Source organism: uncultured Thiothrix sp. (assembly GCF_937873765.1).
Lineage (GTDB): Bacteria > Pseudomonadota > Gammaproteobacteria > Thiotrichales > Thiotrichaceae > Thiolinea.
Window position 1 is genome coordinate 83283 of the sequence record NZ_CALMZC010000013.1, and the last position, 22131, is coordinate 105413.

The window sequence follows — 22131 nt, forward strand, 5'->3', positions numbered from 1 at the left end:
TGATGCTTTGTTTTTTTCTAAACATACGCCTATTTAGTGCCCAATGGCAGGGCTTATACTGATTAAATCTAGCGAAAGCTAATGCTTTATTGTTTACTTAATTTGTGAGGGTTCCTATGAAGCTACCGATTTATCAAGCTTTTCGTGCTGCACTGCTGCATTTTTTAGATGACCCTGAGAATGAGCTTGAACCCTTGCATACCGAGTATTTTCCTGATGGAATTTTATTGATCAAGGATGGTTATGTAGAAAAAATTGGCTCTGCGCATGAATTAATAAATAGTCTCCCCGCTGATTGTGAGCTGATTCATTATCCTGAGCAGTTAATTATTCCCGGTTTAATCGATACGCATATTCATTATCCCCAAACCGATATGATTGCAGCCTATGGCGAACAACTCCTGCAATGGTTAGAAACTTATACTTTTCCCACCGAGCGCCAATTTGCCGATCAAGAGCATGCGCGTGAAGTGGCTGAGTTCTTTTTAGATGAATTACTCCGCAATGGTACGACTACCGCATTAGTGTTCGGTACAGTCCATCCTGAGTCGGTGGAGGCTTTCTTTGCAGCGGCTGAAGCGCGGAATTTACGGATGATTGCGGGTAAGGTGTTGATGGATCGCAATTGCCCTGCTTATCTTCAAGACACACCAGAAACCGCTTATACCGAAAGCAAAGCACTCATCGAAAAGTGGCATGGACGCGGGCGCTTATCTTATGCGGTCACTCCACGTTTTGCCCCTACATCCAGTCGGGAGCAATTAGCTAAAGCAGGGGAGTTGCTAGCGGACTATCCGGATGTGTATCTGCATACGCATGTGGCAGAAAATCGTGATGAGGTCGCTTGGGTCGCTGAATTATTTCCAGAAAGTCGCAGTTATTTAGACGTTTATCAGCAGTACGGTTTGTTACGTCCACGGGCTGTATTGGCGCATTGCATTCATTTAGATGCAGCCGATCATGAGTGTATGGCGAGTACCGGTTCGGCGGCTGCCTTTTGTCCATCCTCCAATTTATTTATTGGCAGCGGTTTGTTTGATCTGCATGCAACTAAAGCGAGTGGGGTGCGCGTCGGTTTAGGTACGGATGTAGGCGGCGGTAATTATTTCAGCCTGTTGCGTGGGATCAATGATGCTTACAAGGTTACTCAATTACTCAGTAAAAAATTATCGGCTTTTCAAGCTTTGTATTTAGCGACTTTAGGGGGAGCGAAAGCACTCTATCTGGACGATAAAATTGGTAATTTTGCAGTGGGAAAAGAAGCCGATTTTATCGTGCTAAATTTTAAGGGTACACCTTTAATAGAGCGGCGTTTGCAACATTGCCAGAGCTTGCACGATAAGCTCTTTGCCATTTTAATGCTGGGTGATGACCGCTCAGTGACTGCCAGCTATGTGATGGGGCAGGCTGCTTTATAATTCTTGTACCCCAACTATTTCAATACCATCATAATAAATTGACTATTCCCAAGGTTTTGGCAGCATCATTCAACTTGTTATCAAAGCAGGCGAATATTAGCGGTTATAGAGTAGGGGAGTGCTCATGCATGGTTCTCCAAGAGCAAATCACTCAACGACACACCTTCGGTTAAGCGGATACGCTGCGCGGCAGGCAATCCCAGTTTTTTGCTACCTTGCCCATGCCGTACCCCCGCTAATTTATCCAGTGGTTGTGACGTGCGAAGTTGCAGGTTGGGTGCTAATCGCATCAAACGTGCCACTGGATTGCCGTGGGTCGTGACAATGATTTCTTCACCTGCTTGGGCATATTTGAGGTATTCGGAAAAGCGATTTTTCAGTTTGTGGACAGCGACATGCATAAGTGTTGGCTCATTTGTAGCTACAAGTAGTCGTGCTGACTAGTGACTTGGTTAAGATTGTTACCCAATCTCTCCCATCAACTTCACTACCCAGTCCTCCCGCTCTTCTACTGTTGCCAACGGTTGTCCAGCCGATTTCTGAGTTCCAAAACCAAAAGGTGGTTTGCGCGGTTGCCTGTTGGCTCCATACCTGAATATGCGGTTCGTACCAGTCGGCGATGCCGAGGTGGTCGGAGGTGTCGCCTTCAAAACCGAGGATGCCATACGCGCTGTCTGAAACGATGGCGGTGGGCGTGTCCCATTGGGCGTAATGGTCGAGGCTGTCGCCGAGATGGAGACTGACTTGCCCATCTGTCCAGTACGTGTGGGTGGGAAGGCTGTCGAGGGTGACAGCTTTGCCGCGCCCGACTGTGCCGGGGGATGGGGGGTGTTCTTTGCCTTGAGTGCTACCGATGCGGACATATTTTAAGTTGCTTTTGGTTGTGGAGTGTATTTGTGCAAGCGTAACCCTTCTACTACCTCAAAATGTTTGACGTTACCCGTAGCCAACCCAAGCCCATGTTCCAATGCAGTTGCTGCAATCAGTGCATCAGCAAGTTGCATGGCATGGCTGTGGAAGTAGCGGCATACCAGTGACACGGCATTCTCTGAAATGTTGCTCGTGATCGGTAGGCGTAACACTTCCATGTTTTTGAAGGTTTTGTCGATGGTTTGGACTTCGCGCTTGTTTTTTGCGCCTTGAATCAGTTCCATGTAGGTCACGTCAGATATGGCGAGGTCATCGAAACTGTCCAGAAATGCACTAGCGTGAGAATCTTTGCGCGTTACCCAAATCAATACGTCGGTATCAACCAGAATCAAAAGCGTGACCTCCGCAGATGACGGACGTAAGCGGCGGGGTCTGCCATGTCTGTGCGGTCTTGCCATAAGCCGTAAAGTGGCGTGTCGCTCCAACGGGTTTTGCGTTTACTAGCGTTTTTGGTGGCTGGTTTGATGGCAGGGTAGCGGCTGCGGATAAATTCGATGTAGTGCAACACTTCGCGCTGGGCGCTTTCAGGCAAGCCGTGCGCTTGTTGGGTAATTTGTTGCTCCAAGGTTTGCATAGTGTTGTCGTCCTGTAAGCTGCGTTGGGGTTCAGTATAAGGTGTTTTGAGCGTATTGCCAAAATGCTGCTATACCGAGTCGCCTTCAAAGCCGAGGATGCCTACACGCTGTCCGAAACGATCACGGTGGGGGTGTCCCATTGGGCGTAATAGTCGAGGCTGTTGCCAAGGTGGAGGCTGACTTACCCGCCCGTCCAATGCGTGTGGGTGGGAAGGCTGTCGAGTGTGACAGCTTTGCCGCACCCGACCGTGCTGGGGGATGGGGGTAGTGCTACTGATATGGACATAAACCAAGGCCAAAAGTCTTGTTGGAGGTAGGATAGCATAGGGAGTGTGTTGAGGGGGAAACAGCCCACAACTCGCGTCGCAGTAGGTTGGCTTTATGCTAGAATCACAATCCTACAGTCCACAACTTCGGTAGGTCGGCACTATGCAGGACAAGTACATCAACCCCTTCACTGATTTCGGTTTTAAAAAGCTGTTTGGGGAAGAACCGCACAAGGAATTACTGATCAGCTTCCTAAATACGCTGCTGCCAGAAAAACATCGGGTTCAGGACTTGCAGTACACCCGCAATGAACATCAGGGCTACACCGCGCTTGACCGCAAAGCCATTTTTGACCTGAACTGCATCAGCCCGACGGGTGAACGCTTCATTGTCGAGTTGCAAAAAGCCAAGCAGAATTTTTTCAAGGATCGTAGCCTGTATTACGCCACATTTCCGATTCAGGAGCAGGCACAGCGCGGCGATTGGGATTATAAGTTGGCGGCGGTTTATACGATTGGTATCCTCGATTTCGTATTTGAGGAAGACCGGGAGAGTCACGATAAGGAAGTGATGCACACCATCCAGCTTAAAAACCAGAATGGGCATGTGTTTTACGACAAGCTGACGTTTATCTACCTGACGTTGCCCCATTTTAAGAAGTCGCTGGATGAACTGCATACGACACAAGACAAATGGCTGTATATATTCAGACATTTGCACGAAATGCAGGAGATACCACCTGTTTTGCACGAAGCGATATTCCTCAAGTTATTTGAGGCAGCACAAATCGCCTGTTTTAATCCTGCCGAGCGTCAAGCCTACGAAGATAGCTTGAAATATTATCGTGATTTGAAGAATGTGACTGATACGGCGCGGGATGAGGGCGAGCAAAAGAAGGCAGTGGAAATTGCCCGCAATTTGTTGGATGTGTTGGATGATGAAACGATTGCACAGAAAACGGGATTGTCATTGGAGGATGTGCTAGTGCTGCGACAGCAAAACTGAGGGGTAGGTGTTCTTTGCCTTGAGTGCTACCGATGCTGACATAAACCAACGCCAAAAGTCTTGTTGTGTATGATGCAATAGTATAGTCATCATGCCTCAATCATTGCCAAAATATCTTGATACTGCTGCCAAACACGGTCAAATACAGACGCTGGGCGGATCCACGTGGCCAATTAATACCAAACGCTGCCTTGCGCGGGTCAATGCTACATACATACGGTTCAGATGCTGGGTATCCGTCAAGTCATACTGCTCAAAATAGGGCAAGATCACCAGATCAAATTCTAACCCCTTGGCGTTGGTGATGGCTGTAAAATGACGCACATGCCGCCGCGACAAATCAATTCGTTCCGAAACTTCCGCATCTACCATACGTTCTGCCAAGGCAGATTTGCAAGCAGCATGACAGTGGTTTGCCATTTCCGTACTGGGCAAAATTACCGCAGCCGTTTGTTTGGGGTGGGTGGTCTGTAACAACTTAACCACCTGTTCCACCAGTTAGGTTTCATCACTATAGGTTTCCAGTTCTGGTCTATACAGTTCAGCCGGGTTTTCGAGCAAGCAGTTGAGTAACTCATCATCGGGTATTTCCCCTAAATGACCATCCTGCAATTCTGCCCGGAAGCGTGCGCTGAACCAGGCAATACCGGGTACTTCCGCTTGCCGCATGTTTTTGCTCAATTGTACATTTTGGAGGCGCTTGCCGGGGAAACAGGCGCGGACATCAATACTGCTGCCGTTATGGAGTTTCTGAGCAATATCCCCGACTACGGTTACTGCAAAGTATTCAGGTCGAGCCTGCTCCACCATCAGGTAAATCTGCTGTTCGGTGAAGTCCTGCACTTCATCCACAAACACGGATTGATAAAAGAAGGGAGTCCTGAGTTGTTCAGGGTTGCCATCAAACCCCCTTCCAATAAGGTGGTACAGGCATAGCAGCAGATCAATATCTTCATCTGCCAGTTTTTTGTGGTTCAACTGCTCCACAATCTGTGACGTTAGGCCGGTGTCGGGGAACAAGGAGACATTCACCGCCAAGGCAACAGCATACGCATCAGCCACAAAAGCCAACGGCTGTAAAAGCATCCGCCGTACCACCGAGGTAAAAGCAGCCTGAACAGATCGCCGCTGCTGTGCTTTTGCTACTTCTACTGGCTGCTCTTCATCGTTTTCGTTCTCGTTCTCAATATTTTTCGCGGCAGCAGTGATAGTAGGCAGTTGTAACCTGCCCAAGCCTCTTTGTACCCGCAGGCGCTTCAAGTTGCCGCCTTGCTGGATATAAAGCCCTTGGGCTGATTCCGGCAGCAGGCGGATATACAAATCCTCAGCATCCGACACAACAGCCGATAATATCTCGCCACTAACATTATCACGCACAAGGCATTGTGTGCTGGCTAGTAACTCTCGGGTTATCTGATCACTCGGCAATTCCTGACCAGCCTTCGAGAGAATACTCAAGTCATCATCAATCATGCCTTTTGCATCGAAGAATACCAATCTGGCAAGGGATTTCAGGTACAGCGCTGTTTTGTCGGCAATGAGTGCTTGCGCCAACTCCCGCTCCGTTTGGGCGCTCCAGAAACGCTCCCCAATCGTGATTCACAGGGTGTTGCTGCCCAGAACCTCTAATCGAATAGGCTGGATACAGTCATAAACGCGTTTGGCCAAACCATCCAGGGCAAAACGCTCAGTGACTCTTGGCTTTGCCAACTCCTGATAGAGTGAAGTGATTTCCTTGCACAGGCGCTCCATGGCAGGACGCACAATGTTCAACGTCCGATTCTTTGCTTCTGGCACAAAGGAATTGGCGACATCTTCCGCTGTCGGAAACTGATGGAGAAAGGCATCCGCCCAGTAACTGGCGATAGCCCGGTCGGCGGTGCGTAGCCATACCATGGTGATATCAACATGGGTTCCGCGTGGTTCATTCAGTCCCGCCCAGCGTGAACCTGCGCTACGCTCGACTTGTCGAGATTGGCGCAAGCGACTGCGTAATTCGGGGTATTCCTGCACTGGGAGATTAGGCAAATCCAGCCGTCGACAGGTTTCCTTGAGATACTGGATCAGCTCACCGGTACGTACAAAACCGACACTGCTTTCTTGGGAAAACTGCCCGGCAAATCTCCCTGCCCAGTAGTCACCGTTGTCACCCACGATGTCGCGGAATTCTGCTTCGTCATAAACGTTTTGGGCATTAAAGTCACACAGCATTTTGGTGCGCCCTAATGCAGCAGAGGTTTTACCCGAACCGGCAACCCCTTCCACATACATAGCCCCAATCGGAGAACGGGCAACTACTGCATCCTGCTCACGGGTACGATTGAGGTAAAAGGTTTCGCTCAGACCAAAATATTCATCAACGACAGTCTGTTTGGTATCTTCATCCTCGTTACCATCCTCCTGTTCGGGTGGAATCCATTCATCTGTTTCGTCATCTTCAATCACTGCATATTCTGTCAGATGGATTTCCGGTAAGGGTGGCGGAACAATTTCTTCCACAACAGGTGGAGGAGGCGGTGGTAACTCAATTGGCTCTGGTAATTTTAGTTCTGGAATTGACTTGGCTGGTTGAACCTCTATCTGTCGGGGTATGGTAGTCGTCCCTGTCAGGAATGCACGCAAATTGCTGACGGAATCCCGCTTACTGTCCTGCCTGACATCCATGCGCAAAAAATTGCGCACATTGGGTTCAAATTGTGCGCCGTCAAAACGGTCAAACAAACGTACTTCCAAGACTGTGTACTCGCCCCAGCGTGGCGTTTCTCCTTCATTGCCCTCCTGAAAGGAATGAACACATGCGCCCGACCGGCGAGTATGGCGTTGCGTAACCTGAGCTGTGTTTTGGATAGACTGCCGATGTCGAACTAAGACGGAAGGTCAGCACCCCTTCATTTTCTGTTTTAATGATGACTGTTTTGCCGTATGCATGGCGACGGAGAGGGCTATATTCTCCACGCTTACCATCTTCATAGATCATCTTGTCAGCGTAGTTGATGACTCCTTCGAGAACATCAAGTTCTTCTTTTACCCGTGTCTTTTTTTCGATTTTATCCATTACCCAATCTCCCCCATCAACTTAATAAACCACTCCTCCCGCTCCTCCACGGTCGGGAGTTCGATTTCAAACCGCAACTTATCCTGTCCATCGAGTTTAAACATCCAAGGACGTTTTTGAATAAGTTGAATCACTTTCAGCGGGTCAATATTCGGTTTAGTATCGAAAATAATCCGCCCACCTTTAGCGGTCATATCCAGTTTGCGCATACCTAAGTCTTGGGCAACTAATTTAACTCGCGTGACGCTAAATAAGGTTTTGACGGGGTCAGGTAATAAGCCGAAACGGTCGATCATTTCCACCCTTAATTCGTCTAAAGCGGCTTGATTCGCAGCACTGGCAATCCGCTTATACAGAATCAGGCGGCTATGCACATCAGGTAGATAATCATCAGGAATCAGAGCTGGGGCACCTAATTCAACCGTCGTGCGGCTTTGGGTGCGGGGATCAAGATCGGGCGTTTTACCCGATTTCAGAGCTTTAACCGCGCGCTCTAATAAATCGTTGTAGAGATTGAAGCCGATTTCTTGAATTTGCCCGCTTTGATCTTCTCCGAGTAATTCACCTGCACCGCGAATCTCTAAATCATGCGTGGCTAAGGTAAAGCCCACGCCTAATTCTTCTAGTGATTCAATCGCTTCCAAACGCTTGACCGCATCTTGGGTGAGGAGCTTTTTTGGTGGAGTAATTAAATACGCATAAGCGCGATGATGCGAGCGCCCGACCCGACCACGTAGTTGATGGAGCTGGGCTAAGCCGAGTTTATCCGCCCGATTGATAATAATCGTGTTCGCAGTCGGAACATCGATGCCACTTTCAATAATGGTGGTGGCGACTAGAATTTGGAAGCGCTGGTGATAGAAGTCACTCATGATGCTTTCGAGTTCTCGCTCGCGCATTTGCCCATGCGCAAAACGGACTTCTACATGAGGCAACAACTCACTTAATTCTTCAGTGATGCGCCCAATGGTTTTAACTTCATTATGCAGCACATAAGCTTGTCCACCACGGGCTAATTCACGTGCACAAGCTTCTTGAATAGTGATCTTGTTCCATTCGGTGACAAAAGTTTTGATGGCATGTCGTTGGGTAGGTGGGGTGGCAATAATCGATAAATCCCGTAGACCCGACAGCGACATATTCAAAGTGCGTGGAATCGGCGTCGCGGTTAGGGTGAGCATATCCACATTAGCGCGCAGTTTTTTCATCTGCTCTTTGTCGCGCACCCCGAAGCGATGTTCTTCATCGATAATGACTAAGCCTAGGTTCTTAAAAACCACATCATCCTGCAAAAGTTTATGCGTGCCGATCACAATATCAATTGTGCCAGCGGCCAAAGCATCAAGGGCTTTGGAACTTTCTTTGCTTGTTTTAAAACGTGATAAGGATTCAATCCGAAACGGCCAATCCGCAAAGCGGTCACGGAAATTGTTTAAATGCTGTTCAACCAACAGGGTTGTGGGGGCAATCATCACCACTTGCTTGCCCGCATTGGCTGCAACAAAAGCGGCACGCATGGCAACTTCCGTTTTACCAAATCCCACATCCCCACACACGACCCGATCCATCGGTTGCGCTGAGCGCATATCCTTAATCACGTTTTCGATTGCTAGAGCTTGATCGGGAGTTTCTTCAAATGGGAAAGCCCCTGCAAACAATCGATAGTCATTTTCATCAAAGGGGAAGCTATGGCCTTGTTGGGCGGCACGACGTGCATGAATATCTAAAAGTTCAGCGGCCACATCACGAGCTTTCTCTGCCGCTTTGCTGCGGGCTTTTTCCCATTGATCCGTACCTAATTTATGCAAAGGCGCATGGTCAGGGTCAGAACCCGTGTAACGACTCACTAAATGCAAAGAGGCAACTGGTACATACAAGCGATCTTTATTCGCATATTCGATCAGTAAGTACTCAGCCTCTACCCCCCCAGTCGTCACCATCTGCAAGCCTAAATAGCGCCCTACTCCATGTTCTTCATGTACAACTGGAGCGCCTTCATTCAGATCGGTGAGATTACGAATAATCGCATCAGCATCGCGGGTTGCTTTTTTACGGCGGCGCTGTTGCTGAATTTGTACGCCATGCAATAAGTTTTCTGGAATAACAGCAAGGCGAGCATCCGGCAGCCAAAAACCTTGTTCTAATGGCGCTACTGTTACCGCCATTTCTGCTTTACTGGTTACAAATGCTTGCCAAGTCTCTAGGGTTTGGACAGCAAGCATTTGCTCACGTAATAACTCAATTAAAGCTTCACGCCGCCCGGCCGATTCAGCGGTAAATAAGACTCGGCCTTTTAAGTCTTTCAGAAATTGCAGCAATAGAAATAAAGGTTGCTCATGGCGTGGATGGATTAATAATGAGGGCAGGGCAGCCGTATTATAGTTGTGACCCTCTGCTTCTAATTTAAAACTTTGAACCTCAATGCTGCGATAGTCACGCAGGAAACTTTTGAGTAGCTCTGCATTAAGAAAGAGTTTATCGGGGACCAAGAGTGGACGCTCAATGTCATGGCGACGCTGTTCATAGCGATTTTGCAAAGACTGCCAAAACTGTTCAACCGCTGTGGGAATCCCCTCTTCAAGAATCAGCAGAGTCTTCGCAGGTAGATAATCAAATAAAGTCGCGGTACTTTCAAAAAATAGTGGCAGGTAATACTCAATGCCTGCAGGTGGTTTACCGTGACTGACGGCTTCATAAATGCGACTACGTTGTAAATCGCCTTCCACTTGTTGACGATAATTCGTGCGGAATAATTTAATACCTGCTTCATCTAATGGAAATTCACGAGCCGGTAAGAGTTCGACTTCCTTAAAATTATCTTCAGTACGTTGGGTTTCGGTAGAAAAACTACGGATCGAGTCAATTTCATCATCGAATAAGTCAATTCGATAAGGGATTGTGCTGCCCATCGGGAAGAGATCGACCAACGCACCACGGGTTGCATATTCGCCATGTTGCATGACTTGGCTGACATGTTGATAGCCCGCTTTATCTAAGTGCTTGCGAAAGCTATCAATGGCTAATTTCATACCCGCTTTTAGCAATAGGCTATGGCCTTGCACATAATTAAGCGGTGCTAAGCGCTGCAGCAGCGTAGCCACGGGGACAATTAAGATACCCTGTTGTAAGGTGGGCAAACGCGCCAGAATTTTTAAGCGCTCAGAAATAATATCTTCGTGTGGCGAGAAAATGTCATAGGGTAAGGTTTCCCAATCAGGAAAAATATGCACCGATAATTCAAGGGCGAAAAAGCGTAGGGCTTCTTCCATCCGATAAGCATGATGCGTATCACTAGTGACTAGTAACACTAAGCCTTTAAATTCACTAGCCGTTTGGGCGATGAGTGCTTCGGCAGCATTCCCATAAAGCTGCCCCCAGCGAATACTACCTTGCTTGGGCGGGGGGTAAGCTGCTTGTAAGCTTGGAAGAGACGAGGCTGTGCTTGCTACGGCCATAATACGCTTGTGGGGTAATCAAAAACGCAGGCATTGTACCTGAAACTAGCAATAGCTTGCATAGTGATGCTATTGCCAGTTGGGTTTTGACCTGCTTATTTAATATCTCGCTATCAAAACCGCATCACGGTGCAAATTCTTCACTGGAATAGTTTCAGCATTAGGATGCAGGAAGAGTTGAACGGGAATTGCTGTTGATACGTTGCTTTAAAGTATCGATTTGCTCACGCGTGAGTAGCTCCATCACAGAATCTCGCGACTCGATTGCATGTTTTTGACCTTGAGCAGCCGCTAACGATAACCAATAAGCTGCTTCCATCAAGTTTTTCTCAACACCTACACCATTGGCTAAATAAGCACCAAGGCCATATTGAGCTAAAGCATGGTTAGATTGAGCCGCTTTTTTAATCCAATGCACGGATCTTTCATGGCTCATTTCCACGCCTTGACCTTTCGCGAACATTAACGACAATTGATATTGTGCTTCTGGGTAATCATTTTCAGCTGCTCCTAAATACAGATGATAAGCTTTGGTATAGTCAATCCCTAAAAATTTACCAGTCGTGAGCATGTTCCCCAACATGGTTTGGGCCGCCGGATTACCGCGCTTAGCTGAGGTTTGAATCAGTTCAACACCTTTAGTAGTATTTTGCGCGACCCCAGAGCCAAATAAATACTTATTACCTAAGTTAAATTGCGCACCAGCTTCACCTTGTTGGGCAGCTTTTTGATACCATTCAACCGCCAACTGCAGATCTTGCCCAACACCAGTGCCCTGTTCATACATGAGTCCTGTATTGAATTGAGCCGCCGCATCACCTTGTTGAGCCGCTTTTTGGAACCAATTAAAGGCTTGTTGATAGTCCGTTTTGACCCCTTCACCTTGTAAATACTTCACGCCCAAAATGTACTCAGAACCACGGTGACCATTTTGCGCGGCTTTAATTAGCCAATTAAAGCTTGGTTCAGTTAAACTAGGATCAGTTTTGGCCTCTTGATCTAAGAGCATGGCAAGACTGTATTGGGCTTCGCCATCATCTTGTTTGGCAGCTTGCTCTAACCAATAGAAGCCTTGTTTAGGATTATAAGCAGGAGTGCTCTCTCTCAAGAGCAAAGCACTGAGATTAAATTGTGATTCTAAATGCCCTTGTTTGGCAGCTTTTTCGTAGAAATCCACTGCCTTAAAATAATCACGCTCAACCTCATCAATCCCATATTCATAATAAAAACCCAGTTGATAGAGCGCTTGAGGATATTGTTGTGCCGCTGCTAATTTCAACCATTTTAGCCCAGTGGAGAAATCAGCTTTAGTATTTTGTCCTTCAATGAGGTTAATTGCGGTTTTAAATTGCTCGGCTGGGTTGTATAGTGATCCTAGATCTGGAGTGTTGCTGGCTTTTGCGGAATGCATAATTAATGCACTCATACAGGCAAAGCCTAGAGTGATAACGTATTTATGAGGTTTTTTATTGTACATAGTCAGGCCCTGAGTTTGAGAATCCAAGTGGCAGTGCACTGGGCATATAAGTATCTAAAAAGTGAAGCAAATACCCTGTAAGCAAACTTATACGCAGCATATCATAAGTCAATTTGATAAATGTACACAATAAGGTAACGGGCTTGGCAAGTTACCATTAAGCTTTGTAGTAAGGAGATAGAACAGCGTGAAGGAGCAGATAATTGATTTAAAAGGGGAAATGTCTCTTTTAACCGTGCTGGTTCTACACTCTGGGAATATGCACTCTATTAGTACAGCTCTTGAAACCAAATGCCAACAAGCCAGTCAATTTTTAGAGCGTAGCCCGATTATCATTGATTGTCAGCTCTTGGGTGAGACCGGTCTTGAGCTTGATTTTGTAGAGCTTAAACTTCAAGTCAGCAAGCTTGGGTTGGTGCCTGTTGGTTTACGCAATTTGTGGGAAGAAGCTGAAGCTAAAGCGCTAGCTGCGGGTTGGGCCTTGTTACGCCCTAGCAAACAGCAGCCTACTGCTAATATACCACCTGTCACTGAAGTCAATTTAACTCCAGAATACCCTGAAGCTGTACAGCGTCTATTAGTTTTAGATCGACCTGTGCGTTCTGGTCAGCAAGTGTATTGTCCCTATGGGGATATTGTGGTACTGCAGCATACTAGTGCAGGTTCTGAATTGCTCGCAGGTGGCTCAGTGCATGTCTATGGTGCTTTACGTGGGCGTGTCTTAGCCGGTATTCAAGGTGATATACAGGCAAGAATTTTTTGTGAACGCTTAGAAGCAGAATTAATCGCTATTGCAGGACGTTACCGTTTATTAGATGAAATTGAGTCTAATCTTAAAGGGCAATCGGTCATGATCTATTTGGATCAAGAGAAGTTGAAAATAGTGCCGATTTGATTGGCACGGCTTGGGTTTAGCTTTATAGTCCGGCTGTGCTGCACGGCTGAATCAAGGAGTAAGAAATTGAGCAGGATTGTTGTCGTAACTTCTGGCAAAGGCGGAGTCGGTAAGACTACGACTAGTGCTGCATTTGCAACTGGGCTTGCATTGAAGGGTTACAAAACAGCGGTAATCGATTTCGACGTGGGTTTACGTAATCTTGATTTAATTATGGGCTGTGAGCGGCGTGTAGTCTATGATTTCATTAATGTAATTAGTGGCGAAGCGAATATTAAGCAAGCTCTAATTAAAGATAAGCGTAGTGATAATTTATTTATTCTGCCAGCCTCCCAAACTCGGGATAAAGATGCACTGACTCAAGACGGTGTAGAGAAGGTTTTAAAAGATTTAACCGATGATGGCTTTGATTTTATTGTCTGTGATTCACCTGCAGGCATTGAGCGTGGTGCTGCTTTAGCGATGTATTTTGCGGACGATGCAATCATTGTCACGAATCCTGAAGTTTCTTCTGTCCGTGATTCGGATCGAATTTTAGGTTTATTACAAAGTCGCACACGTAAAGCGGAGCGTGGTGAGAATATTCACGAACACTTATTAATCACTCGTTATTCGCCAGCGCGAGTAGCGAGTGGTGATATGTTAGCGATGGAAGATATTCTAGAGATTTTGGCGGTGCCTTTAATTGGCGTAATTCCTGAGTCGGTATCTGTATTACAAGCTTCAAATAGCGGTGTGCCAGTGATTTTAGACAAGGAAAGTACCGCTGGCCAAGCTTATGATGATTTCGTTAGACGTTTCTTAGGCGAGACTGTGCCGCATCGTTTCCTCGAAGTTGAGAAAAAAGGACTTTTCAAACGACTATTCGGAGGTTAAACATTTATGGGTATTTTAGATTATTTTCGTACCCCGAAACCTAAAACGGCTCAGGTAGCTAAAGAGCGCTTGCAGATTTTGATTGCACATGAGCGCATTGATCGCAATGGTCCCGATTTTTTGCCACAACTACGGAATGACATTATGAATGTGATTCGTAAGTATGTGCCTATCGACGATAAAGATGTGAATGTGCACCTAGAACGCGTCAATGATTGTGAAGTTTTAGAGTTAAATATCGCTTTACCGGATCGCAGCTCCCAATAGCTGCGATTGGCTCACTGCTTAGCTAGTTTCTTTTAGATTGTTCACTTTGAATAAAATCAATCACATCCTGAGCAATAATCGCCCCAGATTCTACGCCTTTTAGTTCACCTTTAGGATTGTAGATAAGTAACGCAGGTGTGCCGACTAAAGCTTGTTCTCCCTGCGCTATGAGGAAATTGTCCAACTCAAGCGTACTGCTCACTAAGGTCGGGAAATTAATTTGATGTTTCTTAATAAAGCCTTGTGCTAGCTGTCGTCCTGCTGCTTGCCCATTATCGCCATCCAACGAAATCCCATACAGGGCAGCGTGCGGATAGCGGGTTTTAAAATCCTTCATGTAAAATACGCCATCAGGGCAGTAGGGGCAATCCGATGACCACACTTCAAACACTGTCCATTTACCTTTACCCACGTGATCTAAGAGCTGTACCGATTTGCCTTGTAAATCGGTAAAAGCTTGTAGGTTAGCACTTAGGCTTACTAATCCGATAAAACTGAGGGCAGTAATCCGTTTAGTTAAAGCTTTAAGCATGACTACCCTCAAGATTGCTGCTCTTTCTTAATAAATGCTATTAGCTCATCTGCTGTGACAGGCCCTGGTTGCACGGCAATTAATTTACCTTGCGGATTAAAAACCAGCATCGTCGGCGTGCCATATAAACTTTCACCGGCTGTTTTATTCAAATAAGCATTCATTTCGCTTAAATCACTGAGTAAATTAGGAAAATCTAAATTGTATTGTTTTACAAAAGCTTGTGCCTCTGCTTTGCCGGCTTGGCCGTCAATGGAGATCCCATACACAGCAGCTTCCGGAAAACTCACTTCAAAATCAGTCAAATAATGGATCGTTTGGCGGCAAACATGGCAATCCGCAGCCCAGATTTTCATGACCGTCCATTTGCCCTTACCGACAATAGTTTCTAGCTTCACAGGCTGGCCTTGCAGATCTGTCATCGCAGTGGCAGGCGAGGTGATTAGCAGCCAAGTACAGAGAAGTGTGATAATACTTAGCATTTGAGTGGCGAGCCGTTTGTTCATGCACAATACCTATCTTAAAGATCTTCAAGTTTACAGATCACTAATACGTAAGCAGTTGCTAACTAGATGCTTGCGTTTAGTACTTAAGGTGAGTTTATGACCAGTTCTGCCTCCAGCCTTGGTCAGTTAGTGGATGCCAATATACTCTTGATCGTAGCACTGTGCATGTTTCTGCTCGGCATTGGAGTCGCTTTTCTGATTTATAACCGCCCGCTGCAACAGGCACGCCAAGAAATTGAGCGTTTAAAGTTGCAATTGCAATCAGAAGAGCAATTGCATGAAGAGCGTTTACGTCTGCTCGAAGATGCTCAAGATAAGCTGCACAATACCTTTGCAGCAGCCTCTCAACGTGCTTTGCGGGAAAATAATCAGCAATTCTTGCAACTCGCACAAGAAAGCATGCGCCGTTTTCAAGCGGAATCTCAAGCCGATTTAGATCAGCGTAAGCAGTCAATCCAATACTTGCTCGAGCCGATTCGTTCCGCGTTGGAGAAAACTGAACAGCAAATCCAAACCATTGAAAAAGACCGCCATGCTTCCTTTGGTGCTTTGGGGGAGCAGTTGCGCAATTTAAGTTTAGATCAATTGGCTTTACGTCAGGAGGCCAATAAATTATCAACCGCACTGCGTAATCCGGGCATGCGTGGAGAGTGGGGCGAATTAACCTTAAAACGTATCGTCGAAATGGCTGGAATGGTGGAATATTGCGATTTTATGGAACAAGTCCAACGCAGTAATGAAGAACGCACGATTCGCCCCGATATGATCATTCGTATGCCTGATAAGCGCGAACTGGTAATTGATGCGAAAACACCGATGGATGCATATATGGATGCGGCGCAAACTGAAAGCGACCAAGATCGGACTCAGCATTTACAGCGCTATGCGCGGCATGTGCGTGAGCATGTAAGGCTCTTGTCCGCTAAGCGCTATTGGGAGCAGTTTGAGGGAGCACCGGATTTTGTGGTTTTGTTTATGCCCGGTGAGCAATTCTTAGGTGCTGCCTTAGAACATGACAAAACCTTAATGAACGATGCGTTGGAAGCTAAAGTTATACTCTCCACACCTGCTACACTGATGGCTTTGTTGCGGGCAGTAGCGTTTGGCTGGCAACAAGCGGTCTTAACCGAAAATGCCACGCGGATTCGTGATGTGGGGATAGAACTCCATAAACGTTTATCGATTCTAAGCAGCCATGCTGAACGGCTAGGCAAGCATTTAGAAGCTAGTGTGGATAGTTATAATCGCTTCTTAGGGTCGATGGAGCGGAGCGTAATGCCGAGTGCGAAGCGCCTAGCCGAATTGGGTATTGAATCAGGGCGGTCTTTACCTGAGATTGCTTCATTAGAAACTAGCCCACGCACCCCCATGCAGGCAGCTTTAGATTTAACTGAAGACTTACTAGACCAACCTTGAAACCACATACAATCAAAAAGACGGTCAGTAGCGCTTCATAATTTAAAATTAAATGGTCTATTATCTTTAATCTCAGTAGGAAACGACCTTGAAACCCGTAAAAGCACGCGCTTATAACTCCTTATTCTTGATGGTTGGCCTCTTGCTGCTGACTAGTATTTTAATTTTTCTGTTCAAAGATGTGCTTACTCCATTTTTCTATTCTAAACAATTAGGCACTTTGGGTATCATTCTGAATCTAGCCATTGTCGTTCTATTCCTCATGGGCTTAATGCGCATGATGATGTTGTTTGTGAGTTATGCGCATGAAGAAGAGGTGCTCGAACGGTTTGTTGAGCGAGTGAAGGATAATGCCGCCAATCCATTGCATAAATTAGATAGCAAAGCCTTGATCGTCCAGCGGGTTAATGCCCTGCAAGTACTCTATGATCAAAATGCAGAAATCAATCAAGGCTCTTTAGCCGCGATTGTAGCGGCGGGTGAATCAGCGCGGTTTACCTTAGTGCGTTTTGTACACAATATATTGATTATTTCCGGGGTCTTCGGCACAGTCGTTTCGCTTTCAGTCGCGCTCTTCAATGCTGAGGGCTTACTCAATACACCGGATGATTTACAAAAAATGGGCGCGATTTTAGGTGGAATGTCGACTGCACTAAAAACAACCATCACTGCAATTTTGTCCTATGCCGCCTTTTCTTATTTTCATTTGCGCTTGCAAGATATTCGCACCCAATTACTTGCAAATTTGGAGCAAACCACCACGTTATATGTGATGCCCCATTTCCGTACTACAGAGGTTAGTATCCTGAATGATGTGTCTATTTTAACTACCGAATTGCGTCAAGCAGCAGAGGCGGTGGCTAAAATTCAAGAGCGCTTTTTACAAGCAGGTGATCGTTTGCAATTAGCAGTGGATGATTTACAAGGGCAAATTAGTACGATTGGGCATGCCTTAGCGCGCACCGTGGAAACCAATAGCGAAGATTTGCGGGTAATTCGTGAGTCAATTCGCGAAGGTTTCCGTTTGGATGAACGTCACAGTACACCCAGTTTACCCAAAACTTCTTTAATGAGTCGTTAGGTGAGTTATGCATCAGCAAAACAATGCGCTCTTGCAGATTCAGGATGCTCATGAGGAAAATTTCTGGCCTTCGTTTAGCGATGTGATGATGGTTATTCTAATGACCTTTTTGCTGGTCACGGTGGCAGTACTTTTATCGAATACCCGTTTACTGCAAGATTTGCGCTCAAATATCGCTGCTAAAGATCAAGCACGCCAAGAGGTAGCGAGTACCCTAAAAGAAAATGCCACTTTAGAAGAACAGCTTGATTATTATCGCCGCCAATTGAATTCTACTGAGACTGAGTTAATGCGTAGCGAAGCGTTAATAGAAAAAACGCGCACGGAGTTGAAAGAAACTAAAAACTTAGCAGCCACCCAAGCTAGCAAATTAGCGGCGCGCACGACTGAGTTGAAAGCGGTACAAACGAATCTAAGCACGGCGACTGCTACTAGTGAACGCTTACAAGCGGAGTTGACACAAACGAAACGGGCGCAAGAAGTTGAAACCACACAATTACGCAATGAACTGAAACAAGTTCAAGAGAATCTCTCTCAGTCGCAAGCCGAAAATATTGAAAAAGAAACTACCTTAAGCAGCTTACGTACTCAAATTGAAGAAAACCGCAAAGAGCTTGAAAGCTTAGAAGGCGATTATTCGCAGTTAGATCAAAAATATCAAAAACTGCTTAAACCTTCGCGTTCTAGCAAGGGCAAAAAAGTCGTAGAGGTCATGTATACCAGCGCGGGCTATAGTATTCGCAAACCCGGGGACTCTAACTATCAAAGTGTAGGCTTAAGCCAGTTGAATAGTGCTTTAAATGATTTAAAGCTCAATCATGGTAATGATTTGTATGTAAAAATTGTAATTCCATCCAATAGTGGCTTGTCTTATAACCAAGCGTGGGCATTCACTCGCGATACCTTGGCTAAATACGATTATTATTATCAGGAAGATAAAAGTGTGCCTGCGGCAGAGGCTGAAGAAGAATAGTTAATCTTAAAACTTGCAGGATGCAGCCTCACTGAGGCTGCAAAACTTAGGACGGGGTTAGAGTTCAGGGTTTGCCTTGATCTTGTGAATTGATAGGTCAGCACCGTTGTACTCTTCTTCTTGAGTCAAACGTAAGCCGACGGTTTTTCTTAAAATGCCATACACTGCAAAGCCTGCAATAGTAGCAATAGCAATGCCTAATAAAGTGCCAGCCAGTTGGCTCATAAAGCTGACACCACCCATACCGCCGAAAGCTTCTAAACCGAAGATGCCTGCAGCGATACCACCCCAAGCACCACATAAACCGTGCAAAGGCCAAACCCCTAGTACATCATCAATCCGCCATTTGTTTTGTGCGGCAGTGAAAGCCCAAACGAAAATCGCAGCAGCGATTACACCCACGAAGAGCGCGCCTAAGGGATGCATAATGTCGGAACCTGCACAAACCGCTACTAAGCCTGCCAAAGGGCCATTATGTACGAAGCCGGGGTCATTTTTACCTAAAACAATCGCTGCTAAAATTCCGCCTACCATTGCCATTAACGAATTGATTGCCACTAAACCACTGATACCTTGAACAGCTTGAGCCGACATGACATTAAAGCCGAACCAACCCACAGTTAGTGTCCAAGCACCTAAGGCTAAAAAAGGAATATTGGACGGCGGATGCGCAGACATCGGTTTGCCTTGCTTATTATAACGGCCATAGCGTGCACCTAATAAAACAACAGCCCCTAACGCAATCCAACCACCCATCGCATGGACTACCACAGAGCCTGCAAAATCATGGAATTTAGCGCCAAACAGAGACTCAAACGCCGCTTGGATTCCAAAATTACCATTCCAAGCAATACCTTCAAAGAAAGGATAAACCAAAGCCACTAAAATGAACGTCGCTGCGAGTTGGGGATGAAACTTAGCACGCTCTGCAATACCACCTGAGATAATCGCTGGAATAGCTGCGGCGAACGTCAGTAGAAAAAAGAATTTAACTAAACCAAAGCCATTGTTGGTGGCTAGTTCATGCGCACTATGGAAAAAGCCTGTCTGATACGCGACATAGTAGCCGATGAAGAAGTAAGCAATCGTTGACATTGCAAAGTCAGCAATAATCTTGACTAAAGCATTGACTTGGTTTTTATGCCGGACGGTACCGACTTCTAAAAAGGCAAAACCTGCATGCATGGCTAAAACCATGACAGCACCAATTAATACAAAGAGCGTATCTAGAGCGGGAACTAACTGCTCCATGCGAAATGACCTCTTGAGCTAGATGCGGAATTCGCCCTAATCTTATGCAGCACAGTCGTCTTGACTAGTAGCCTAACGCACAAAGATAGTGATTTTGCGAAAAAAATTAAATCTGTCGTCAAAGTGAGTAAAATATTGAATTATTTTGGTGCTTAATTACCTTGATGCACTATTTTTATAAATTTATGCATTATTTAAGTGCATCGTTAAAAGGTGGTATTTATCTGAGTAGGGGAAGACATTTTTCGGGGCAAAATGCCTATAATATATTAGTTGAGTGTCATCCTCGCATAGGTATGAAATATGGATATCGCTACTTCCGCTGCGCGTCGCTCGTTGCGTGAGTCTATTGCTGCGTTAGCACTATTTATTGGTGGCTTGGCGTGGATTGCTGCTTTTTGGTTTCCGAGCTTTTATACCAGTCAAGGACCGGTCGAGGGCTATTGGGTGTTTGCCACTGGCTGGATGGGGTTTACGATTTTTCAATTTGCTTGGTATGCAAACTTGCTCATGCTCCTTGGTATTACCCTGATGTATAGCTCGCCTTTATGGGGTTCCATTTTGTCTAGCCTTGCGGTGTTAGTGGCGACGCAAGCCTTCTGGTTTAACTCGATTCCTACAGGTGAGGTGGATATACCGATTATACAGTTAGGGCAGGGGTTTTGGTGTTGGTATGGGAGCATTACTTTGCTCGGGCTTGGAGTATTTTTAGGTTCAGAGCAAACTGAAGCTGAAAAAAATCAGACTACGAAAAATCAACACGTTAGCGAGCTTGATTTGAAACTTAAAAAGTTTCCACCACAGCCAGCAACTTTAGCTGTCATGACGATGCCTGTCGCTTTAGTGCCAGAATTACATGGAACTAAGCACCTTGCTACCGCAGAAGCGTATGAACCTGTGATTTTGCAATCAGAGCCTTTAGCTAATTCTAGTGTCGTTAGTGTCGTGGAGCAGGAGTTAGTCTCTGTATCTATGAACGCAGCAACAGCCGAACTAGATACGACATCCCCTCCGTTTGCTGTGGTACCTGAGCCTGATGTACCCGAGTTTACCGCAGCGAATGAGCAAGAGTATCTCCAGTTACCTGATAAAGTTGCGCTTAAACCAGTTTATACCGAACACCTAGCTGAAGATTGGCCACCAAAGATGAGCTTAGTAGTGAAGCCAGATCCTTTTACTACCGAACGCCATTTGGATAATGAGTTACCAGAGGTGACAGAGCAGGCCAAGGATACTGTTAAACCCAAAATTGAAGGGTTATCAACCTCGGCAACTGGTGCACCTGTACAAACTACGACAGGTTTTTTCGACCCATGGCGCACTTAGTTGCTAACTGATCCTGTCTGCATATGAACACAGGATCAGTTACTAAAACAGGCTTAAATCGTGCAGGATTTAGCTTGTGCTTCCTTGCGCAAATCAGCCGCTATTTTAAATAGCTCTTGTGCTTTGCTTTGTTGTTGACTGCGTGCCTGACTCGTTGCTTGGCTCTCTAACACTTTAATTTTTAAAGCTAAGGTATTGCAGGACTGGTTGCTCGTCGTTGATGGTGGATTCACTCGTACTGGTGTTTGTACGGGGGGCGTAGTCATGCGGGTACTGGTAGTTGCTGGAGCTGGTGTGCGGCGTAGAGCAGCAAGGCGCTGTTGATCAGCGAGTGTCTGTGCGCGTTGTTGTGCAATCAAGCGCTGATTAATAGCTGGCTGAGCTGGTGCAGGCATGGCTGGACGAGTAGTCACTGTTGCGACGGGGGTTTGAGGGCGATTGACCACTGGTGTAGTTGTCACAGGGCGGGCTCGTTGCAGGTTAGCAGGACGAGTACTGCCTGCAGGTACAGGACGAGTGGTAGCAACGGGAGCTACTGGCGCAGGGCCTGGGGTCATGCTGCGATAGCAATAGTAAGAGATGCTGCAGTTTTCTGCATACACAGGGCTAGCTAACAATGCACCGACTAAAGCAGTCAGGCCAAGCGAGGTTTGGAAACGCATGTCAGATTCCTTTCGGTTGGGGGTTCGTAGGGTTTTTGACGCTATAAATTGGCAGAAGTTTAACAGATAGAGCGGCATTATGCCTGCTTGAACCAGCAGGAGAGTAGATTTTGTGCAGTTTTTGGGCTGCTCGTTCTGAATAAAAACTGGTTAGCAGCCCAATC

Annotated in this window: 24 protein-coding genes; 11 read left to right on the forward strand and 13 right to left on the reverse strand. The window is 46.2% G+C overall.

Annotated features, from left to right (window positions below; genetic code table 11):
* The first annotated feature begins 116 nt into the window (after positions 1-116).
* Positions 117-1418, forward strand: a complete 1302-nt coding sequence (gene guaD, locus Q0307_RS02890; protein WP_298656222.1) for a guanine deaminase — start codon at positions 117-119, stop codon at positions 1416-1418.
* 122 nt (positions 1419-1540) lie between these two features.
* Here the strand turns inward: guaD and Q0307_RS02895 are convergent, their stop codons facing one another.
* Entirely contained in the window at positions 1541-1819 is a 279-nt protein-coding gene (locus tag Q0307_RS02895; RefSeq protein ID WP_298656225.1) for a type II toxin-antitoxin system Phd/YefM family antitoxin, read from the reverse strand.
* A 343-nt stretch (positions 1820-2162) separates the two neighbouring features.
* Between Q0307_RS02895 and Q0307_RS02900 the strand changes: the two genes are divergently transcribed.
* Entirely contained in the window at positions 2163-2288 is a 126-nt protein-coding gene (locus Q0307_RS02900) for a hypothetical protein (RefSeq protein ID WP_298656228.1), read from the forward strand.
* On the opposite strand, the gene Q0307_RS02905 is transcribed toward Q0307_RS02900, so the two are convergent.
* Positions 2285-2680: a type II toxin-antitoxin system VapC family toxin gene (locus Q0307_RS02905; protein WP_298656231.1), complete on the reverse strand. Its 396-nt coding sequence runs from the start codon at positions 2678-2680 to the stop codon at positions 2285-2287. The two genes, Q0307_RS02900 and Q0307_RS02905, sit on opposite strands and share 4 nt — an antisense overlap.
* A complete protein-coding gene (locus Q0307_RS02910; RefSeq protein WP_298656234.1) occupies positions 2677-2922 on the reverse strand; it encodes a DUF2281 domain-containing protein in 246 nt (81 codons plus the stop codon). Before Q0307_RS02910 ends, Q0307_RS02905 begins: the two co-directional genes overlap by 4 nt.
* Positions 2923-3062: 140 nt before the next feature.
* On the opposite strand from Q0307_RS02910, the gene Q0307_RS02915 reads away from it, so the two are divergent.
* Positions 3063-3191: a hypothetical protein gene (locus tag Q0307_RS02915; protein WP_298656237.1), complete on the forward strand. Its 129-nt coding sequence runs from the start codon at positions 3063-3065 to the stop codon at positions 3189-3191.
* Between the two features lie 161 nt (positions 3192-3352).
* Positions 3353-4195 (forward strand): Rpn family recombination-promoting nuclease/putative transposase, encoded by an 843-nt coding sequence (locus tag Q0307_RS02920; protein WP_298656239.1) that lies wholly within the window; start codon positions 3353-3355, stop codon positions 4193-4195.
* A 138-nt stretch (positions 4196-4333) separates the two neighbouring features.
* On the opposite strand, the gene Q0307_RS02925 is transcribed toward Q0307_RS02920, so the two are convergent.
* From Q0307_RS02925 to Q0307_RS02950, 6 genes are all read right to left on the reverse strand, one after another.
* The gene (locus Q0307_RS02925; RefSeq protein WP_298656241.1) at positions 4334-4672 is read right to left on the reverse strand and encodes an ATP-binding domain-containing protein; all 339 of its coding nucleotides are present in this window, start codon (positions 4670-4672) and stop codon (positions 4334-4336) included.
* 21 nt (positions 4673-4693) lie between these two features.
* On the reverse strand, positions 4694-5749 hold the full coding sequence (locus Q0307_RS02930) for a hypothetical protein (RefSeq protein ID WP_298656244.1): 1056 nt from the start codon (positions 5747-5749) through the stop codon (positions 4694-4696).
* Between the two features lie 45 nt (positions 5750-5794).
* Entirely contained in the window at positions 5795-6817 is a 1023-nt protein-coding gene (locus tag Q0307_RS02935) for a hypothetical protein (protein WP_298656247.1), read from the reverse strand.
* 145 nt (positions 6818-6962) lie between these two features.
* Positions 6963-7250, reverse strand: a complete 288-nt coding sequence (locus tag Q0307_RS02940; protein WP_298656250.1) for a hypothetical protein — start codon at positions 7248-7250, stop codon at positions 6963-6965.
* A complete protein-coding gene (gene mfd, locus Q0307_RS02945) occupies positions 7250-10705 on the reverse strand; it encodes a transcription-repair coupling factor (protein WP_298656252.1) in 3456 nt (1151 codons plus the stop codon). Before mfd ends, Q0307_RS02940 begins: the two co-directional genes overlap by 1 nt.
* 160 nt (positions 10706-10865) lie before the next feature.
* Positions 10866-12131, reverse strand: a complete 1266-nt coding sequence (locus Q0307_RS02950; protein WP_298656255.1) for a tetratricopeptide repeat protein — start codon at positions 12129-12131, stop codon at positions 10866-10868.
* A 238-nt stretch (positions 12132-12369) separates the two neighbouring features.
* Here Q0307_RS02950 and minC point away from each other — a divergent pair, with 238 nt between their 5' ends.
* The 3 genes from minC to minE all read left to right on the forward strand — a co-directional run bounded on the left by minC (position 12370) and on the right by minE (position 14220).
* Complete coding sequence (gene minC, locus Q0307_RS02955; protein WP_298656257.1) at positions 12370-13077, forward strand: septum site-determining protein MinC; 708 nt, start codon at positions 12370-12372, stop codon at positions 13075-13077.
* 66 nt (positions 13078-13143) lie between these two features.
* Positions 13144-13953 carry a septum site-determining protein MinD gene (gene minD / locus Q0307_RS02960; RefSeq protein ID WP_298656260.1) on the forward strand — a complete coding sequence of 270 codons (810 nt, stop codon included), beginning with the start codon at positions 13144-13146 and terminating at the stop codon, positions 13951-13953.
* A gap of 6 nt (positions 13954-13959) precedes the next feature.
* Complete coding sequence (gene minE / locus Q0307_RS02965; RefSeq protein ID WP_298656262.1) at positions 13960-14220, forward strand: cell division topological specificity factor MinE; 261 nt, start codon at positions 13960-13962, stop codon at positions 14218-14220.
* A gap of 22 nt (positions 14221-14242) precedes the next feature.
* Here minE and Q0307_RS02970 read toward each other — a convergent pair whose 3' ends face one another.
* On the reverse strand, positions 14243-14752 hold the full coding sequence (locus Q0307_RS02970; protein ID WP_298656265.1) for a TlpA disulfide reductase family protein: 510 nt from the start codon (positions 14750-14752) through the stop codon (positions 14243-14245).
* A gap of 8 nt (positions 14753-14760) precedes the next feature.
* A complete protein-coding gene (locus Q0307_RS02975; RefSeq protein ID WP_298656268.1) occupies positions 14761-15258 on the reverse strand; it encodes a TlpA disulfide reductase family protein in 498 nt (165 codons plus the stop codon).
* A gap of 96 nt (positions 15259-15354) precedes the next feature.
* Here Q0307_RS02975 and rmuC point away from each other — a divergent pair, with 96 nt between their 5' ends.
* From rmuC to Q0307_RS02990, 3 genes are all read left to right on the forward strand, one after another.
* Positions 15355-16674, forward strand: coding sequence for a DNA recombination protein RmuC (gene rmuC / locus Q0307_RS02980; RefSeq protein ID WP_298656271.1), 1320 nt, complete (start codon positions 15355-15357; stop codon positions 16672-16674).
* A gap of 88 nt (positions 16675-16762) precedes the next feature.
* Positions 16763-17755, forward strand: a complete 993-nt coding sequence (locus Q0307_RS02985; RefSeq protein WP_298656274.1) for a hypothetical protein — start codon at positions 16763-16765, stop codon at positions 17753-17755.
* A 7-nt stretch (positions 17756-17762) separates the two neighbouring features.
* Complete coding sequence (locus Q0307_RS02990; RefSeq protein WP_298656277.1) at positions 17763-18728, forward strand: hypothetical protein; 966 nt, start codon at positions 17763-17765, stop codon at positions 18726-18728.
* Positions 18729-18785: 57 nt separating this feature from the next.
* Here the strand turns inward: Q0307_RS02990 and Q0307_RS02995 are convergent, their stop codons facing one another.
* The gene (locus tag Q0307_RS02995; protein ID WP_298656279.1) at positions 18786-19979 is read right to left on the reverse strand and encodes an ammonium transporter; all 1194 of its coding nucleotides are present in this window, start codon (positions 19977-19979) and stop codon (positions 18786-18788) included.
* 303 nt (positions 19980-20282) lie between these two features.
* Here Q0307_RS02995 and Q0307_RS03000 point away from each other — a divergent pair, with 303 nt between their 5' ends.
* Entirely contained in the window at positions 20283-21305 is a 1023-nt protein-coding gene (locus tag Q0307_RS03000; RefSeq protein ID WP_298656282.1) for a hypothetical protein, read from the forward strand.
* 53 nt (positions 21306-21358) lie between these two features.
* Here the strand turns inward: Q0307_RS03000 and Q0307_RS03005 are convergent, their stop codons facing one another.
* Complete coding sequence (locus Q0307_RS03005; RefSeq protein WP_298656285.1) at positions 21359-21967, reverse strand: hypothetical protein; 609 nt, start codon at positions 21965-21967, stop codon at positions 21359-21361.
* Positions 21968-22131 lie beyond the last annotated feature (164 nt).

Bases quoted from the DNA above. Each gene is read 5' to 3' on its own strand.
- guaD (WP_298656222.1), top strand. From the start codon at position 117: ATGAAGCTACCGATTTATCAAGCTTTTCGTGCTGCACTGCTGCATTTT.
- Q0307_RS02895 (WP_298656225.1), bottom strand. From the start codon at position 1,819: ATGCATGTCGCTGTCCACAAACTGAAAAATCGCTTTTCCGAATACCTC.
- Q0307_RS02910 (WP_298656234.1), bottom strand. From the start codon at position 2,922: ATGCAAACCTTGGAGCAACAAATTACCCAACAAGCGCACGGCTTGCCT.
- Q0307_RS02920 (WP_298656239.1), top strand. From the start codon at position 3,353: ATGCAGGACAAGTACATCAACCCCTTCACTGATTTCGGTTTTAAAAAG.
- Q0307_RS02940 (WP_298656250.1), bottom strand. From the start codon at position 7,250: ATGGATAAAATCGAAAAAAAGACACGGGTAAAAGAAGAACTTGATGTT.
- mfd (WP_298656252.1), bottom strand. From the start codon at position 10,705: ATGGCCGTAGCAAGCACAGCCTCGTCTCTTCCAAGCTTACAAGCAGCT.
- Q0307_RS02950 (WP_298656255.1), bottom strand. From the start codon at position 12,131: ATGAGTGCATTAATTATGCATTCCGCAAAAGCCAGCAACACTCCAGAT.
- minE (WP_298656262.1), top strand. From the start codon at position 13,960: ATGGGTATTTTAGATTATTTTCGTACCCCGAAACCTAAAACGGCTCAG.
- Q0307_RS02970 (WP_298656265.1), bottom strand. From the start codon at position 14,752: ATGCTTAAAGCTTTAACTAAACGGATTACTGCCCTCAGTTTTATCGGA.
- Q0307_RS02975 (WP_298656268.1), bottom strand. From the start codon at position 15,258: ATGAACAAACGGCTCGCCACTCAAATGCTAAGTATTATCACACTTCTC.
- rmuC (WP_298656271.1), top strand. From the start codon at position 15,355: ATGACCAGTTCTGCCTCCAGCCTTGGTCAGTTAGTGGATGCCAATATA.
- Q0307_RS02990 (WP_298656277.1), top strand. From the start codon at position 17,763: ATGCATCAGCAAAACAATGCGCTCTTGCAGATTCAGGATGCTCATGAG.
- Q0307_RS02995 (WP_298656279.1), bottom strand. From the start codon at position 19,979: ATGGAGCAGTTAGTTCCCGCTCTAGATACGCTCTTTGTATTAATTGGT.
- Q0307_RS03000 (WP_298656282.1), top strand. From the start codon at position 20,283: ATGGATATCGCTACTTCCGCTGCGCGTCGCTCGTTGCGTGAGTCTATT.
- Q0307_RS03005 (WP_298656285.1), bottom strand. From the start codon at position 21,967: ATGCGTTTCCAAACCTCGCTTGGCCTGACTGCTTTAGTCGGTGCATTG.